Origin of the sequence: Microbacterium sp. Root166, from assembly GCF_001427145.1 — a bacterium.
Classification (GTDB): Bacteria; Actinomycetota; Actinomycetes; order Actinomycetales; family Microbacteriaceae; genus Microbacterium.
The window spans coordinates 174,658-189,867 of the sequence record NZ_LMGL01000004.1; the positions used below are offsets into that span (position 1 = coordinate 174,658).

The 15,210-nt window shown below is 71.1% G+C and carries 14 protein-coding genes; 5 read left to right on the forward strand and 9 right to left on the reverse strand.

Going from position 1 to position 15,210, the window contains the following annotated elements; translation table 11 throughout:
• Nucleotides 1-53: 53 nt before the first annotated feature.
• Complete coding sequence (locus tag ASD56_RS15120) at nucleotides 54-1,043, reverse strand: asparaginase (protein WP_055967728.1); 990 nt, start codon at nucleotides 1,041-1,043, stop codon at nucleotides 54-56.
• Nucleotides 1,044-1,094: 51 nt separating this feature from the next.
• Here ASD56_RS15120 and ASD56_RS15125 point away from each other — a divergent pair, with 51 nt between their 5' ends.
• Nucleotides 1,095-1,589 (forward strand): OsmC family protein, encoded by a 495-nt coding sequence (locus ASD56_RS15125; RefSeq protein WP_055967731.1) that lies wholly within the window; start codon nucleotides 1,095-1,097, stop codon nucleotides 1,587-1,589.
• On the opposite strand, the gene ASD56_RS15130 is transcribed toward ASD56_RS15125, so the two are convergent.
• Nucleotides 1,558-2,343 carry a lysophospholipid acyltransferase family protein gene (locus ASD56_RS15130; RefSeq protein WP_082541525.1) on the reverse strand — a complete coding sequence of 262 codons (786 nt, stop codon included), beginning with the start codon at nucleotides 2,341-2,343 and terminating at the stop codon, nucleotides 1,558-1,560. The genes ASD56_RS15125 and ASD56_RS15130 overlap by 32 nt on opposite strands.
• A gap of 115 nt (nucleotides 2,344-2,458) precedes the next feature.
• Here ASD56_RS15130 and ASD56_RS15135 point away from each other — a divergent pair, with 115 nt between their 5' ends.
• Nucleotides 2,459-3,406, forward strand: coding sequence for an FKBP-type peptidyl-prolyl cis-trans isomerase (locus ASD56_RS15135; protein ID WP_055967734.1), 948 nt, complete (start codon nucleotides 2,459-2,461; stop codon nucleotides 3,404-3,406).
• Between the two features lie 25 nt (nucleotides 3,407-3,431).
• On the forward strand, nucleotides 3,432-4,517 hold the full coding sequence (gene dxr / locus ASD56_RS15140; RefSeq protein ID WP_055967737.1) for a 1-deoxy-D-xylulose-5-phosphate reductoisomerase: 1,086 nt from the start codon (nucleotides 3,432-3,434) through the stop codon (nucleotides 4,515-4,517).
• Nucleotides 4,518-4,616: 99 nt separating this feature from the next.
• Here the strand turns inward: dxr and ASD56_RS15145 are convergent, their stop codons facing one another.
• From ASD56_RS15145 to ASD56_RS15155, 3 genes are all read right to left on the reverse strand, one after another.
• The gene (locus ASD56_RS15145; RefSeq protein ID WP_055967741.1) at nucleotides 4,617-6,281 is read right to left on the reverse strand and encodes a Mur ligase family protein; all 1,665 of its coding nucleotides are present in this window, start codon (nucleotides 6,279-6,281) and stop codon (nucleotides 4,617-4,619) included.
• Between the two features lie 165 nt (nucleotides 6,282-6,446).
• Nucleotides 6,447-7,151, reverse strand: coding sequence for a YcnI family copper-binding membrane protein (locus tag ASD56_RS15150; RefSeq protein WP_055967743.1), 705 nt, complete (start codon nucleotides 7,149-7,151; stop codon nucleotides 6,447-6,449).
• Between the two features lie 103 nt (nucleotides 7,152-7,254).
• Nucleotides 7,255-7,836 (reverse strand): hypothetical protein, encoded by a 582-nt coding sequence (locus ASD56_RS15155; protein WP_055967747.1) that lies wholly within the window; start codon nucleotides 7,834-7,836, stop codon nucleotides 7,255-7,257.
• A gap of 80 nt (nucleotides 7,837-7,916) precedes the next feature.
• Between ASD56_RS15155 and ASD56_RS15160 the strand changes: the two genes are divergently transcribed.
• Entirely contained in the window at nucleotides 7,917-9,266 is a 1,350-nt protein-coding gene (locus ASD56_RS15160) for a M50 family metallopeptidase (protein ID WP_055967750.1), read from the forward strand.
• Between the two features lie 15 nt (nucleotides 9,267-9,281).
• On the opposite strand, the gene ASD56_RS15165 is transcribed toward ASD56_RS15160, so the two are convergent.
• Both ASD56_RS15165 and ASD56_RS15170 read right to left on the reverse strand, forming a co-directional pair.
• Nucleotides 9,282-11,204, reverse strand: a complete 1,923-nt coding sequence (locus ASD56_RS15165; protein ID WP_055967753.1) for a chorismate-binding protein — start codon at nucleotides 11,202-11,204, stop codon at nucleotides 9,282-9,284.
• A gap of 176 nt (nucleotides 11,205-11,380) precedes the next feature.
• Nucleotides 11,381-12,613: a low temperature requirement protein A gene (locus ASD56_RS15170; RefSeq protein WP_055967755.1), complete on the reverse strand. Its 1,233-nt coding sequence runs from the start codon at nucleotides 12,611-12,613 to the stop codon at nucleotides 11,381-11,383.
• 116 nt (nucleotides 12,614-12,729) lie between these two features.
• Between ASD56_RS15170 and ispG the strand changes: the two genes are divergently transcribed.
• Entirely contained in the window at nucleotides 12,730-13,860 is a 1,131-nt protein-coding gene (ispG, locus tag ASD56_RS15175; RefSeq protein WP_055967758.1) for a flavodoxin-dependent (E)-4-hydroxy-3-methylbut-2-enyl-diphosphate synthase, read from the forward strand.
• Between the two features lie 24 nt (nucleotides 13,861-13,884).
• On the opposite strand, the gene pcp is transcribed toward ispG, so the two are convergent.
• Both pcp and ASD56_RS15185 read right to left on the reverse strand, forming a co-directional pair.
• Nucleotides 13,885-14,526, reverse strand: a complete 642-nt coding sequence (gene pcp, locus ASD56_RS15180; protein WP_200947533.1) for a pyroglutamyl-peptidase I — start codon at nucleotides 14,524-14,526, stop codon at nucleotides 13,885-13,887.
• Nucleotides 14,523-15,149, reverse strand: a complete 627-nt coding sequence (locus ASD56_RS15185) for a TetR/AcrR family transcriptional regulator C-terminal domain-containing protein (protein WP_082541526.1) — start codon at nucleotides 15,147-15,149, stop codon at nucleotides 14,523-14,525. Before ASD56_RS15185 ends, pcp begins: the two co-directional genes overlap by 4 nt.
• Between the last annotated feature and the right edge of the window lie 61 nt (nucleotides 15,150-15,210).

A 15,210-nucleotide genomic window follows, 5' to 3' on the forward strand; every position in this document is an offset into this window, starting at 1 on the left:
GTGATCCTTTCCGCTCCGCCGTTGGAGCGCTCGGGCTCCTTGTGGGAGCGCCTCTAGAAAGCGGGGCGGATCGCCCCGACATCCTGTCCGCCGCCGGAGACCGACAGCGGAAGCAGTTGCATGGTCGCGGCCACGTCGGCCGGGACGAGTGCGCCGGTGCGCTCGAGCAGCCGGAGACCGACCGCCGTCGCCGCGCGCAGACTCCCGTCGAGCATCTTCAGCGCGACGGTGGTGCCGTCGGGGGCGACCATGACCATCACGCCTTCGGCGCCGCCCTTGGCGAAGACGCCCAGCCGCTCGTTGACGATCGTGTCCGGGCGGCCGGGGCCGTCGATGGTCCAGGGGTTGTCGCGGACCGCCTGCACGAGGAGGCCGGCGCTGCGGTGGAGCGCGAACGGCGAGGTGACCGACGAGTTGCCGATGCGGTGGATGGCGCGCGCGAGCCCGAACAGGGTGGTGGCGTACACCGGCGCGCCGCAGCCGTCGACCGCGACGGCAGGGGACTTCTCACCCAGCAGGCGCTCGACGACCTCGCGGATGTGGAGCTGGAGCGGATGCCCCGGCGCGAGGTAGCCGGTGGTGTCCCACCCGTTCGCGACGCAGGTCAGCAGCATCGCCGCATGCTTGCCCGAGCAGTTCATGCGGATGCGGGCGGCTTCGTCGCGCTCGCGGATCATCTCGTCGCGGGTCGCGGTGTCACTGGGCCAGGCCGCCGGGCAGCCGAGGGCTTCCTCGCCGAGGCCCGCGTTGTGCAGGATCTCGCGCACCGCGGCGACGTGACGATCGGTGCCGGAGTGGCTCGCTGTGGCCATGCCCAGCTGAGCGCCTTCCAGGGAAGCCCCGGCGGCCAGGCACGCGAGCGCCTGCAGCGGTTTGAGGCTGGAGCGGGGGAGGATCAGCGCCGACGGATCGCCGAGCTTGGCGGCGATGGTGCCGTCCGGGGCGAGGACGACGGCGATGCCGGCGTGGCGGGATTCCACGAATCCACTGCGGTCGACGACGGCGAGCTCGACGGCGTCGGCGACGGCGAAGGTCTGCGGCACCCGGCAAGCCTACCGCCGTCGGGGGGAGTGCCCCCGTGACAGACTGTGCACATGTGGGGTGAGCATCGATACTCCGTCCGGACGACGTGGACGGGGGACCGCGGCACGGGCACATCCGGCTACCGCGACTACGACCGCGCCGTCACCATGCGCATCGAGGGGAAGCCCGAGCTGCTGGCATCCAGCGACAAGCCGTTCCGGGGCGATCCGTCGCGGTGGAACCCCGAAGATCTCCTCCTCGCGGCTCTCAGCGAGTGCCATCTGCTGTCCTACCTGCACGCGTGCGTGCAGGCGGGAGTGGTCGTCGTCCGCTACGAGGACGACGCGTCGGGGCTCATGGTCGAAGACGGTCGCGGGGGCGGCGCGTTCCGCGAGGTGGTGCTGCGGCCTCGGGTGACCGTCGCGGAAGAATCGATGGTGGATGCCGCGACCGCCGCACACGCGCAGGCCCACGCCTGGTGCTTCATCGCGAACTCGGTGAACTTCCCGGTTCGCCACGAGCCGCTGATCGAGGTCAGCGGCGCTCGTGCGGCAGGACCTGCTTGATCCGGTCGATCGGGTTCTGCGCCGGGGCTTCGTTGTAGGCGTTCGCGAGCTCCTGGCCCGACAGCGCGTGGATGGCCGCCATGATGTCGTCGGTGGCGAGGCGGCGTGCCTTGCCCGAGTTCGCGGGACCGTGGTGGGACAGATCCAGCGGCTCGCCGAACTTGACCGTGATGCGGTGCTTCAGCGAGGGACGCTTCGCACCGACGGGCATGACGTCGTCGGTGCCGATGAGTCCGACGGGCACGACCGGTGCACCGGTCTGCAGTGCCAGGAAGGCGACGCCGGTCCGGCCCTTGTACAGCCGGCCGTCGAGCGAACGGGTTCCCTCCGGGTACAGCGCGACCGCCTTGCCCTGCTCGAGGAGCTGCCGCTGCTGATCGAGGGCGTCGAGCGCGGCCTGGCCCGCTCCGCGCTTGACGGGGATGGCGCCGATGGCGGTGAAGAACTCCCGTGACGCCCAGCCCTTGAAACCGTCGCCGTCGAAGTAGCTGGCCTTGGCCAGGAAGTGCACCGGCCGCGGGGCGGTGACGGGGATCGCGATGGAGTCGATGAACGACAGGTGGTTGCTTGCGAAGATGACCGGTCCATCATGGGGCACCAGCGAGCGGCCCTCGACGTGGGGGCGATAGACCAGGCGCGCGAGCGGAGTGAGGACGAATCGTCCGAGGAAGTAGGTCGCGCCCATGCGCGTCGCGGGAGGCTCGGGGGCCTCCTCGAGCGGTCCGTCCGCGTCGGGAACGAGGTCGGAAGTCATCCGTCGAGGCTACTCCGGATTCCATTCCGGTATCGGCATGGTCGGTTCTCAGCGCAGACCTAGGAAAGATGCGAAATGATGGAGTCTTCCCCCTGACACGTCTCGAGGTTTCACCGTGCGCATTCGTCCGCTCGCCGCCCTGTCCGTCGCCGCGCTGTCGGCCGTCCTCCTCGCGGGCTGCACCGGTCAGCCCGAGCCCGAGGCGACGCCCACGAACACCACCGCGGCCGCGGACCTGTGCTCGGTCGCAGCCCCGTCCGGCGCGGTGTCGGACAGCATCACCGTGGGCGGTGAGGTGGGCACCGAGGCGACCGCCGAGTTCGAGGCGCCCCTCGAGATCACCAGCGCCGAGCGCACCGTCGCCGTCGAAGGCGACGGAGACCCGATCGCCGACGGCGACCTGATCACCTACGCGGCGACGATCTTCGACGCCTCGACCGGCGAGGTGCTCGAGGCCGACGGTTACGACACGACCATCCCGCCGGTGAGCGTCACGGTCGGCTCCGGCGCCGACCAGTTCTTCGGCTGCGCTCCCATCGGCTCGCGCATCGTCATGGCGGTTCCGGCCACCGAGCAGTCGCCCACCGCCGTGGTCTGGGTGCTCGACGTCCTGGGCAAGTCGCCGACCGCCGCCTGGGGCGAGGAGCAGGAGCCCGTCGACGGCATGCCGACGGTGACCCTGGCCGACAACGGGCAGCCCGAGATCGAGATCCCCGAGGGCGACGCGCCGACCGAGATCCAGATCGCGGTGCTGAAGGAGGGCGACGGCGAGCCCGTCGCCGCCGGCGACACCACGCTGCTGCAGTACTACGGCGTCGACTGGGAGACCGGCGAGAGCTTCGACTCCTCGTGGGCGAACGGCGCCCCGATCTCCATCCCCGGCAACACCTACGTCCCCGGCTTCATCCAGGCGCTCGAAGGTCAGCCCGTCGGCTCGCAGGTGCTCGTCGTCATCCCGCCGGCCCTCGGCTACGGCGAGGCGGGCTCGAGCGAGCACGAGCTCGCGGGCAAGACGCTCGTCTTCGTCATCGACATCCTCTCCACCGAGCACGCCGCGCAGTAACGGGCGTCGTCGGTAGGCTGGCGCGATGCGACGCGTCCTCGTCCTCGGCTCGACCGGATCGATCGGCACGCAAGCCCTCGATGTGATCCGGGCCAATCCGCGCCGGTTCGAGGTGGTGGGGCTGTCCGCCGGCTCCAGCCGTGACGCGATGCAGGCTCAGGCGGACGAGTTCGGCGTGGAGCACGTCGCACTCGGCGCTGCCGAGGCCGAACAGCTGGTGCGGGATGTCGAGGCCGATGTCGTCCTGAATGGCATCACCGGCTCGGTGGGCCTCGGCCCGACGCTTGCCGCCCTGGAGTGCGGACGCACGCTCGCGCTGGCCAACAAGGAGTCGCTGATCGTCGGTGGCGACCTCGTGACGGCGATCGCGAAGCCGGGCCAGATCGTCCCCGTCGACTCGGAGCACTCCGCGATCGCGCAGGCGCTGCGCTCGGGGGAGCGCTCCGAGGTGCGGCGGCTGGTGCTCACCGCGTCCGGCGGACCCTTCCGCGGCCGCGACCGCGCATCGCTCGCGGCGGTCACGCCGGCGGAGGCGCTCGCACATCCGACCTGGAACATGGGCCGTGTGGTGACGACGAACTCGGCGACCCTCGTCAACAAGGGTCTCGAGGTCATCGAGGCGCACCTGCTGTTCGGCGTCGCCTACGCCGACATCGAGGTGGTCGTGCATCCGCAGTCGATCGTGCACTCGATGGTCGAGTTCGTCGACGGCTCGACCATCGCCCAGGCGTCGCCGCCCGACATGCGCCTGCCCATCTCGCTCGGGCTGGACTGGCCGCACCGCGTGTCGGGGGTCGGCACACCGCTCGATTGGTCCGGGGCCACCTCGTGGACCTTCGAACCGCTCGACGACGACGCCTTTCCCGCGGTGCGCCTCGCCAAGCGCGTGGGCAGGGCCGGTGGCACCTACCCCGCGGTGTTCAACGCCGCCAACGAGCAGGCCGTCGACGCCTTCCATGAGGGCCGGCTGTCATTCCTCGGCATCGTGGACGTCGTCGATCGCGTGGTCGACCAGCACGAGGCGCCCGGCACGCTCACGCGCGAGGTTCTCGCCGAGGCCGAGGGGTGGGCGCGCGATGCCGCGGACCGCGCGATCGCGGCGGCCGGCTGAGCCGCTCCCACGTGTCGTCTCGGTCGCTTCGCTCCCTCGCTCAACGACCGCGGGAAGGCCGGTCGTTGAGCGAGCGAAGCGAGACGAAACGCGCCTGTTTCAGCGCTCGGGGTAGACCGGGCGCTCGGGGTCGGACGCGGGCGTGGTGTCCGTCGGGTACGGCACCGGCCAGTGCGGCTCCGGCACGGGCCAGCCGGCCTCGCGGAGCGCTCGCCGGGCGAGTTCGCGCGCCGAGTAGGGCGTGCGGATGCCGCGGATGTCGCGGTAGTCCTGGTGTCCGGGGCCTGCCCAGAGGATCGCGTCACCCTCGCCGACCAGTGCGACCGCCTCGATGACGGCGCGTTCCGGCGGCGAGAACTCGTGGATCTCGGCATCCGGTCGAGCGCGCCGGGCGCCTTCGAGCAGCGTGGCGCGAATGGAGTCCGGGTCCTCGTGGCGCGGGTGGTGGTCGGTGACGATCAGGATGTCGCTGCCCTCCACCGCGGTGCGCCCCATGTCGTGCCGCTTGGTCGCATCGCGGTCGCCGTCCGCGCCGAACAGCATGACGACCCTCCCGGGCGTGACCCGGCGCACGGCCGCGAGCGTCTTCTCGAACGCATCGGGGGAGTGCCCGAAATCGACGTAGACGGCCGGACCCGTCTCACCCGAGACGAGCTCCGTGCGCCCCGGCAGGTACGCGTCGATGCGGCCCTCGTCGAGCGCGTCGACCAGGCTCTCCCAGGCGTAGCCCCCCTCGAGGATCATCACGATCGCCAGCGCGGCGTTCGCGGCCATGTGGCGGCCGATGACGGGGACGAGCGTGGTCAGCGTGCGGCCGTCGCGAGCGGTGAGACGGAACTGCGTGCCGACGGGCCGCTCATCGAGGATCTCGACGGTCCAGTCTGCGGCGGCTGCGGCGTCCGCATCCGACGCCAGCGCGGGAGTGCCCACGGTGACGGCCGGAACCTCGCTCCGGCGCACCACTTCGGCGCCCAGCTCGGTGTCGACGCAGATGACGGCACGACGCGAGCGGTCGGGCAGGAACAGCGGGAGCTTCGCCTCGAAGTACTCGCGCATGTCGGCGTAGTCGTCGAGGTGGTCATGCGTCAGGTTCGTGAACCCCGCGACGTCGAACACGATGCCGTCGACGCGACGGCGGCTGAGCGCCTGCGCGCTCACCTCGACGGCGACGGCCTCGACGCCGCGCTCGCGCATGAGCGCGAGGAGGGCGTGCATCTCGTACGCCTCGGGCGTCGTCAGGCGCGACACGATGACCTGGCCGGCGATGTGGCGTTCGGCGGTCGACGACAGCCCGGTGACGGCGCCGAGCTGTCCGAGGATCCCCTCGAGGAGATGCGAGACGCTGGTCTTGCCGTTCGTGCCCGTCGTGCCGAAGAGGACGGGCAGCGTGTCGTCGCGACCGGTGCTGTAGACCCAGGCGGAGAGTTCGCCGAGGATGCCGCGGGGATCGTCCACGATGATCACGGGCAGGCCGCTGGCCTCGGCGGGGGACGCGCCGGCCGCGTCGGTCACGATGGCGACCGCGCCCTTCTCGGCGGCGGTCGCGGAGAACTCGGCGCCGTGGCGATTGACGCCGCGGACGGCGACGAACACGTCTCCGGAGCGGAGGTCGGCGGTGGCGAGCGTGAGGCCCGTCAGGGTGACGCCGGCAACGCCCCCGCGTACGTCGACGGCGAAGCGCGCGGCGAGATCCTCGAGCGTGTGGATCGGCGGCGCGTCCGGGCGGAGCACGGGAGGGAGGGAGGAAGGCGCGTCGGTCGGCATAGCCCGTCCATCCTCTCATCCGGCGACGGGGAACCCCATGCCATCCGGGCGCCGCAGGCCCGGCGCGCCGAGGTCAGGAGATCTGGCGAAGACAGGACGATTCCGGGCGAATCGTCCTGCTCCGGCCAGATCTCCTGATCCGGGTGGCGGCCGAGGCGGGGGCGGTCAGGCCTTGCGTGCCCGGCCGCGCACCAGTACGACGATCAGCGCCGCGATGCCTGCCACGAGTCCGCCCGCGGCGAGCCAGCGTGCGATCGGGTCGGCCGTGGCCTCTGTGCTCGAAGCGGCCGGGCGGGCGTCATCGGCTCCCGCCGCGTGAGCGTGGCCGTCAGCCTCCGCCTCGGCCTCGCCGACCGCGACGACCGGGGCGGGCGACTCGAGGTCATGCGGATCCTCGCCCTCGCCCGCGATCTCGGTCCACGCGTTCTCGCCCTCGGCGCACAGCTGCGTGACCGGGAACGCCACCGTCGTTCCGGCCGCGCTCTGGTCGAACAGCACGTCCATCGCGAACTCGGCTTTGAACCCGTCCTCGACGGGAGTGTCTGCGGTGAACGTGACGCCGGTCGGCACACTGTCCGTGCCGAGCTCGCGCGTGATGGTCCAGCCGCCCTGCACGATCGGCGTGGCGTTGCCCACGCCGTCCGGGATCTCGATCTCGAAGGCGGTCGTGGGTGAACCGTCGCAGCCGTGCGACGACGCGAAGGTGAGCGTCGCCGTGGCGCCCGCAGAAGCCGAGCCGGGATCGACGTGGACGTGTGCGGACGCGGCCAGGGGAGCGCCGATGACCAGGGCGACCCCGGCGGCGGCGCCGGTGAGGACGATCGCGCGGGTGCGGTGGGAACGGCGGGGAAGGGTCGTGAAGGTGTTCATTCGGATTCTTTCGTCAGAGTGCGCGCGGCGGCGAGGGCCGTCGCGTCGCGAGTGCAGGGAACACCGGCCCGCGCGCGGATGCGCGGGCCGGATCATGCCGCGGTCAGTGAGCCGCGATGACGAAAGAGGGCGGTCCGCGCCTCGAGAGGTCGCACAGGCGGACGCGACGCACGACCGCGACGACGGCCCCGGCAACCACGCGCACGCGGACGATCGGGCGTGGTGCGATGGCGGAGGCCCGGCGAAGGACCGATCGGATGCCGCGGCCCAGGGCACGCAGCATCCGCTCGCCGGTGTACAGCACGACGACGGTGGCCGCCGCGGCGACGACGTGGCCGATGAGCATCGGCGCGTCCGGCAGCAGCCAGGCGGCCGGCAGCGCCGCGCCCGTCGCCGTCGCGCTGTGCACGTGGCCGGCCATCGCGTCGGCGTCGACGCCGGCGGTGAGCGCGAACGACAGGTGGAAGAGCCCCTGGGCGGCCAGCACGGTGGCTGCTGCCCGCCAAGACGAGAGCCGGCGGCCGACGAGCGCCACCGCGATCGGCGAGCTGAGGATGCCGAGGGTCGCGACCAGCACGGGAGCCGGGGCGCCGCCGCCGGCGAGAGTGTGGGAGGTCGCCGCGACGATGGTGGCGATCCACGCGGCCGCGGCGCCTCGCAGGGCGCGGACGTGGCGTGGGCTCACAGGATCCTCCTCGCTCGAGCCTAGGCGAGACGGAGCGCGGTCACGGCCAACTCGAAGACAGAGGCGGGTACCGTGAACGTGTGGAAGCTCTCGCGTTCGTCATCGGCGTCGTCCTCTTGGTCGTCGGCCTCGCCGTGTCGATCGCGCTGCACGAACTGGGCCACCTGTGGCCCGCGAAGAAGTTCGGCGTGCGCGTGGGCCAGTACATGATCGGCTTCGGCCCGACCCTGTGGTCCAAGCGCGTCGGTGAGACGCAGTACGGCATCAAGGCCATCCCGCTCGGCGGCTACATCTCCATGGCCGGCATGTACCCGCCGTCCCCCACCGAGACGGCGGATGCGGCATCCGGTCGCCAGCGGTCGGGCAGGGCCGGCGGCGGCTTCTTCGCGACGATGGTGCAGGACGCGCGCAGCGCCAACGACCAGACGCTCGTCAGCGAGGACGACGACCGCGTCTTCTACAAGCTCCCGGTGTGGCAGCGCGTCGTCATCATGCTCGGCGGGCCGGTGATGAACCTCCTGTTCGCGATCGTGCTCTTCTCGATCCTGCTGTCGGGCATCGGCATCCAGAGCGCCACCACGACCGTCTCCAGCGTCAGCGAGTGCATCATCCCCGCCGACGCCGGGCGCACCGAGTGCGAGCCGGGCGATCCCGCCGCACCGGCGGCCGCGGCCGGCATGCAGCCGGGCGATGTGCTCCTCGCCGTCGACGGTCAAGACGTCGCGACCTTCGCCGAGGCGGCCGCGCTCATCCAGGCGTCGCCCGAGCAGGCGATCGACATCACGGTGGAGCGTGACGGCGAGACGCAGACCCTGACGGTCACGCCCGTCGCCGTCGAACAGCCCGTGCTCGACGCACAGGGCGCCCCCGTGCTCGATGCGAACGACCAGCCGCAGACCGAAGAGGTCGGCGTCGCCGGCATCCGGCAGGAGGTGGCCTACCTCCGCCAGCCGATCTGGTCCGGAGCGCAGGCGGCCGGTGACAATGCGATCGCGGTGGCCGGCGTCCTGTGGCAGCTGCCGGTCAAGGTCTGGGAGACCGCCGCGACGCTCGTGACCGGCGAGGAGCGCGACCCCAACGGCCTGCGCAGCATCGTCGGGGCGGGCATGCTCGCGGGCGAAGTGGCAGCGGCCGAGGCGCCCGTCCTCAACCGGGTCGCCGGATTTCTGTCGCTCCTGGCGTCGCTGAACGTGACCCTGTTCGTCTTCAACCTCATCCCGCTGCTGCCGCTGGATGGCGGCCACATCGCCGTGGCGCTGTGGGACGGCATCAAGCGCGCATGGGCCAAGGTGTTCCACCGTCCTCCGCCGAAGCCGGTCGACGCGACCAAGCTGGTGCCGGTGACCTTCGTGGTCGTGATCGCGCTCATCACGACGGGCGCGGTCCTGATCCTCGCCGACATCCTCAACCCGGTGTCGCTCTTCGGCTGAGCCGGCGCCGCGCCGTCAGGCGTCGACGGGCGTGAGCGCGTGCGCCACCAGGCGCTCGAGCGTGATCATGCCGTCGCGCGACAGGATCGACTCGAGGTGGCCCTGGACCGAGGCGTATCCCGGCCCGCGCAGCGCGTAGACGTCGCCGCTTGCGTCCGCGGCGACCGCGGTCTCTCCGACCGCTGTGGTGCCCGCGGGGACGCGCGCCGTGAAGGTGTTGTAGAAGCCGATGGATGCCGGCATCCCGAACACCTCCACGGTCTTCTGCAGTCCCTGGTGCGGCGCGGCCAGCGGCGCGAGCTCGAATCCGACGGAGTCCGCGAGGATCTGATGGCTCAGGCACACGGCGAGGAGCGGCCGGCCGGAGGCGCGGCGGGCCGACACGACCTCGCGCATGCGCTGCATCCGCGCGGTCGACGGATCGCGGGGGTCGCCGGGGCCGGGGCCCGAGACGACGAGGTCGGCCGCGTCGAGGTCGGCGTCGGTCACGGCGTCCCAGGCCGCGATGCGGGTGTCGAGTCCGAGGTGGCGCAGTTGGTGGGCGAGCATCGTCGTGAAGCGGTCCTCGGCGTCGACGACGAGGGCCGAACGTCCGGCGAACGGCCCGGCGCCGTCGGCGCCCTGCGGGTTCAGCCAGAACGAGGCGAGGCGGGCGTTGCGCGAAGCCAGAAGCTCGGCGATCTCGGGGTCGTCGGCGAGCAGGCGGGGCTCGGGCGCCGGTGCGTCCTCGTCGATCGGCGCCGCGGGCGCGGCCACGACATCACGGGGGATCGCGCCGATGGCGCCGAGCACTCCGGCGGCCTTGCCATGGGTCTCGCCGACTTCGCCGTACGGGTCGGAATGGCGCACGAGGGTCGCGCCGACGGGCACCCGCAGGCGTCCGTCCTGGAGGTACGCGGTGCGGATGAGGATGGGGGCGTCCAGGTCGTGCGTGGGCTCGCCCTCGCCGACTTCGGCGCGGGGCGTGAAGAGCGCCGCGACGCCCGAGTAGTAGCCGCGCGGCGTGCGCTCGTGGCGCGTGATGACCGTGCACGCGTTCTGCATCGGCGAGCCGGTCACGGTGGGCGCGAACATGGTCTCGCGCAGGATGTCGCGAGGATCGAGCCGGCTGCGGCCGCGCAGCACGTACTCGGTGTGCGTCAGGCGTGACATCTCCTTGAGATGCGGACCGGTGATGCGGCCGCCGTCCGAGCACACGGCGCTCATCATCTTGAGCTCCTCGTCGACGACCATGAAGAGCTCTTCGGTCTCTTTGGTCGACTCGAGGAACTCGGTGAGCGTCTCGGCCGTGGCGCCGCCCGCGGGATGGCGGAACGTGCCCGAGATCGGGTTCATCGTGACGATGCCGTCCTGCGCGCTGACATGGGCCTCGGGGCTGGCCCCGACGGCCACGTGCCCGGGCGTCACGATCGCGAAGGTCCAGTAGGCGCCGCGCTCGTACTCGAGCAGCGCGCGGAACCAGGTCAGCGCCGCGGTGGCCGGATCCAGGTCGACGCCGGCGGTGAAGTCGCGGCGGATCACGAAGTTGGCGCCCTCGCCCCGGCCGATCTCGTCGGCGATGACCCGGCGGACGATGTCGGCGTAGGCCTCGTCGGCGATGTCGAACCCGGCGTCGGCGAGCGGAACGGGCTCGGTCGGCAGCTGGGCGAGCACCTCGTCGCGCGACAGGGCCTCGCGTCCGGTCACGATGAGACAGCGCAGCGGCGCACCGTCGTCGTGGCACTCGAACCCGCGCTCGCGCACCTGGCGGAACGGCACGAGCGCGAGGACCTCGCGTGCCGTGCCCGCGGCGTCGACCAGCGGGATGTCGGCGAGGAGGTCGACGTCGACGACATCGCCGGTGAGGACCTCCACGGTGACGGCGTCACGGGCGATGAGGGCGAACGGGATGCCGCGCGCAGCAAGCTCGCGCAGGGAGAGGTGGGCGAACCCGGTCATGATCGGTCTTTCGTCGTGGGGGCGGTCGGCCCTACGAAAAAGAAGACCGCCCCGAGGGCGGTCTGAGGTCACGCGAACCCACCGCCTTATGCGGTGAGCCACCAGGACAGGTGCGCGGACATGGGGCGAACCTACCACACGGCAGGTGGCGGCATCCTGTCGATGACGCCCGTCGTTCAGCGCGTCGCGCGCTCCAGCATGGCGGCGACGTGACGCCATCCGACGGCCTCGTACCCGACGACCACGACAGCCGGTGCGCACGCGATGAGCAGCAGCGCGGTGCCCATCGAGGCCCCGAGCGACACGGCGACGACGCTCGCGACGAGAGCGGCGACCGATCCGAGGTAGAGCCAGATGTGGAACGGATCGAACTGCATCACGGTGATCGCGTAGATCCCGAAGAGGAACGTCTCGTACACGAGCACCGGGATCGCGATGCACAGCACTGCGAAAGTCGCGTCGACGTGCGCGTGGTCGGTGATGACGTTCGCGGCGACGTGGAGGCCCGCGCCGACGGCGACGAGCGACCCGAATATGAACAGGTGCAGGTAGCCCCACGGGAATCCGCGCCAGCGGTGATGCTCGAGCACCTTGCCGAAGGGGAGCACGAAGTAGCTCCACCACAAGCCGAACGCGAGCGCCGTGCCGCCGAAGGCCACGAGCCCTGCCTCGAGGGACCAGCCGTACTCCTCGATGACGGCCGAGATCGCGAGGATGGTGCCGAGAATGACCTCGCCCAGCGTGATGATCACCAGGAGGCCGTACCGCTCGGCGATGTGATGGGGGTGCCAGGGGGTGGGACCGTAACGCTTCTCGGCGAAGTACGGACCCGCGAGTTCGAACAGCGACAGGAGCGTCGTCAAGACGAGCGTGATCCCGAGCGGCAGGTTGAGGAAGATGAGCGCAATCCACCCGACCTGGGCGATCGAGACGTTGACGGCGTAGGCGATGCACGTCCTGCGGCGCTTCTCGTCGTGCCGCGCGGCGCGGATCCACAGCGCGATCGTCGCGACGCGCATCACCACGTACCCGGCGACCATGACGGTGTTGTCGAAGATGTGGCCCTCGTCGACCGAGTGGAACACGTCGGGCACGCCAAGGGCGACGATGAGGACGCCCACCATGATCACGAGCGTCGCGATGCGGAAGAACGCATCGTCGGTGTCGTACGCCGACGCAAGCCAGGAGTAGTTGACCCACGCCCACGCGACAGCGAACGTCGAGAACGCGAGGCCGGTGAGCGCTGTCGACACGTGGCCCAGCTCGAGATAGTGCGCGGCCTGCGACCCGATCTGGCTGAAAGCGACGACGAAGACGAGATCGAACAGCAGCTCGAGCGGGGTCGCAGTGCGATGCGGCTCGTTCGGGTCTCGGCCGACCATGCGTCCGAGGTGGTGGCTCAGGCTCATGCCGGAAAACTACACCGCCCGCGTGACGCCGAGATCACGGCATCCGCTCAGCCCACGGCCAGCCCCGCGCGCGGACCGCCGCGTAGGCTGGGGGCGTGCCAGCCGTCAATCTGGGGATGCCCAAGGTTCCCCACACGCTCGCCCCCCGTCGCAAGAGCCGCCAGATCAAGGTCGGCAAAGTGCTCGTGGGCGGTGATGCTCCCGTCAGCGTTCAGTCGATGACCACCACGCCGACCACCAACATCAACGCGACGCTGCAGCAGATCGCCGAGCTCACCGCGTCGGGCTGCGAGATCGTGCGGGTCGCGGTTCCGTCCCAGGATGACGCCGATGTGCTGCACATCATCGCGAAGAAGAGCCAGATCCCGGTCATCGCCGACATCCACTTCCAGCCGAAGTACGTCTTCCAGGCGATCGACGCGGGCTGCGCCGCGGTGCGCGTGAACCCCGGCAACATCCGCCAGTTCGACGACAAGGTCGGCGAGATCGCGGCCGCGGCCAAGGCGGCAGGCGTCTCGCTGCGCATCGGCGTGAACGCCGGATCGCTCGACCCGCGCCTGCTGCAGAAGTACGGCAAGGCCACCCCCGAGGCACTCGCCGAGAGTGCGCGCTGGGAGGCGAGCCTCTTCGAGGAGCACGACTTCCACGACTTCAAGATCTCGGTCAAGCACAACGACCCCGTGATCATGGTGGAGGCGTACCGCCAGCTCGCCGCCATGGGCGACTGGCCGCTGCACCTCGGCGTGACCGAGGCCGGACCCGCGTTCCAGGGCACCATCAAGAGCGCCACGGCCTTCGGCATCCTGCTCGGCGAGGGGATCGGCGACACGATCCGCGTCTCGCTGTCGGCCCCGCCGGCGGAAGAGGTCAAGGTCGGCCACCAGATCCTGCAGTCGCTCAACCTTCGCGAGCGCAAGCTCGAGATCGTCTCGTGCCCGTCGTGCGGCCGCGCCCAGGTCGACGTCTACACGCTCGCTGACGACGTCACCGAGGGGCTCAAGGACATGACCGTGCCGCTGCGCGTGGCCGTCATGGGCTGCGTGGTGAACGGCCCCGGCGAAGCGCGCGAGGCCGACCTCGGCGTCGCCTCGGGCAACGGCAAGGGCCAGATCTTCGTCAAGGGCCAGGTCATCAAGACCGTGCCCGAGGCCGAGATCGTGGCGACGCTGATCGAAGAGGCCAACCGCATCGCGGCCGAGATGGGTCCCGGCGCGCCGCTCGGCACGGCTCAGGTCGTCACGTCCTGAGCCCGCGCGTTCGCGCACTGGGCGTCAGGAGAGCGTTCCCGCGCTGATCGCGAAATCTTCTTCGGTGCGGATGCCGGTGCGCAGCGCGATCTCGAGCGCACGGGCTATCTCGGCCAGCGGCAGGGACGCGGCATCCGCTGACGGAGCGTGTTCGGCATCCCATGGGACGTGGACGAACCCGGCGCGCATGCCGGGGCGCTGCGCGCCGGCGTGGACCGCGGCGAAGAACGCGTGGTTGCAGACGAACGTGCCCGCCGAGTGCGAGACCTCGCTCGGGATCCCCGCTGCCGCGATGTCGCGTGCGATCGCCTTGACCGGGATCGTCGCGAAGTAGGCCGCCGGTGCGCCGTCGACGCTCGGCCCGTCGACGGGCTGCATGCCGGCGTTGTCGGGGATGCGCGCATCCGTGAGGTTGACCGCGACGCGTTCGACGGAGATCACCGCCCGGCTGCCGGCCAGGCCCGTGGCGACCACGAGATCGGGGGAGTGCTCCGCGATGAGGCGCACGAGCTCCGCGGCGGCGCCGCCGAACGTGACCGGAAGCACGGCCGTCACGAGGTGCTCGGGTCCCGTCCAGCTCGATGCGACGAGGCGCACGGCATCGCCCGAGGGATTCGAGCCATCACCGCCGAAGGGTTCGAAGCCCGTCAGCAGGATGGTGGTCACGCCTCCAGGCTACGACTCCCGGCGCGGCCCGGGTCGCCCTGCCGGCTGCTCTCGAGGCCGCCGACCAGCAGCGCGACGCCGAACGCGAACTCGGCGCCCGGGGTGTCGTCGCCGGGATCCGCGGTCTCCTCACGCACCCCCAGGCTGTCGTACTGCATCCGCTGCTGCTCGTGCGAGACGTGGCCGAGGATGAAGTGGAGCAGGGTCGTGGTCGCACGTCGCACCGTCACGTCGTCGAACCCCCCGGCGGCGACGGCCGTGCTGAGCCGGTCGCGGGCGGCCGTCGAGCCGAGCCCGAGGGCCAGGGTGCTGGCGACGACCTCGGCGCCGTCGCGATAGGCGAGCAGTGCGTCGCGGAGGGCGAAGGCGCGGGCAGCGACCTGTTCGCTCCAGTCCGAATCGCGCGACGTCGGTTCCGGATGCTGCGTGACGATGCGGTCGGACAGCTCGGCGAGCAGGCTCTGCTTGCTCGGGAAGTGCCAGTACAGAGCGCTGGGCTGCACCTCGAGCGCCGCCGCGAGCCGGCGCATGGTGAGGTCTGGCAGGCCGTAGTCGTCGAGGATGCGCAGCGCCTCGCGCGCCACGTCGTCACGCGAGTGCCGGCCGTTTCCTGTTCTCGTCACGGTCTGACTATAGTGAACGCTGTTCAGGTGAACGGTGTTCAGGAGTTCGCCACGAGAGAAG

Excerpts from the sequence above, each read along its gene's own strand:
- ASD56_RS15125 (WP_055967731.1), top strand. The coding sequence starts at position 1,095 with ATGTGGGGTGAGCATCGATACTCCGTCCGGACGACGTGGACGGGGGAC.
- ASD56_RS15130 (WP_082541525.1), bottom strand. The coding sequence starts at position 2,343 with ATGACTTCCGACCTCGTTCCCGACGCGGACGGACCGCTCGAGGAGGCC.
- dxr (WP_055967737.1), top strand. The coding sequence starts at position 3,432 with ATGCGACGCGTCCTCGTCCTCGGCTCGACCGGATCGATCGGCACGCAA.
- ASD56_RS15145 (WP_055967741.1), bottom strand. The coding sequence starts at position 6,281 with ATGCCGACCGACGCGCCTTCCTCCCTCCCTCCCGTGCTCCGCCCGGAC.
- ASD56_RS15150 (WP_055967743.1), bottom strand. The coding sequence starts at position 7,151 with ATGAACACCTTCACGACCCTTCCCCGCCGTTCCCACCGCACCCGCGCG.
- ASD56_RS15165 (WP_055967753.1), bottom strand. The coding sequence starts at position 11,204 with ATGACCGGGTTCGCCCACCTCTCCCTGCGCGAGCTTGCTGCGCGCGGC.
- ASD56_RS15170 (WP_055967755.1), bottom strand. The coding sequence starts at position 12,613 with ATGAGCCTGAGCCACCACCTCGGACGCATGGTCGGCCGAGACCCGAAC.
- ispG (WP_055967758.1), top strand. The coding sequence starts at position 12,730 with ATGCCCAAGGTTCCCCACACGCTCGCCCCCCGTCGCAAGAGCCGCCAG.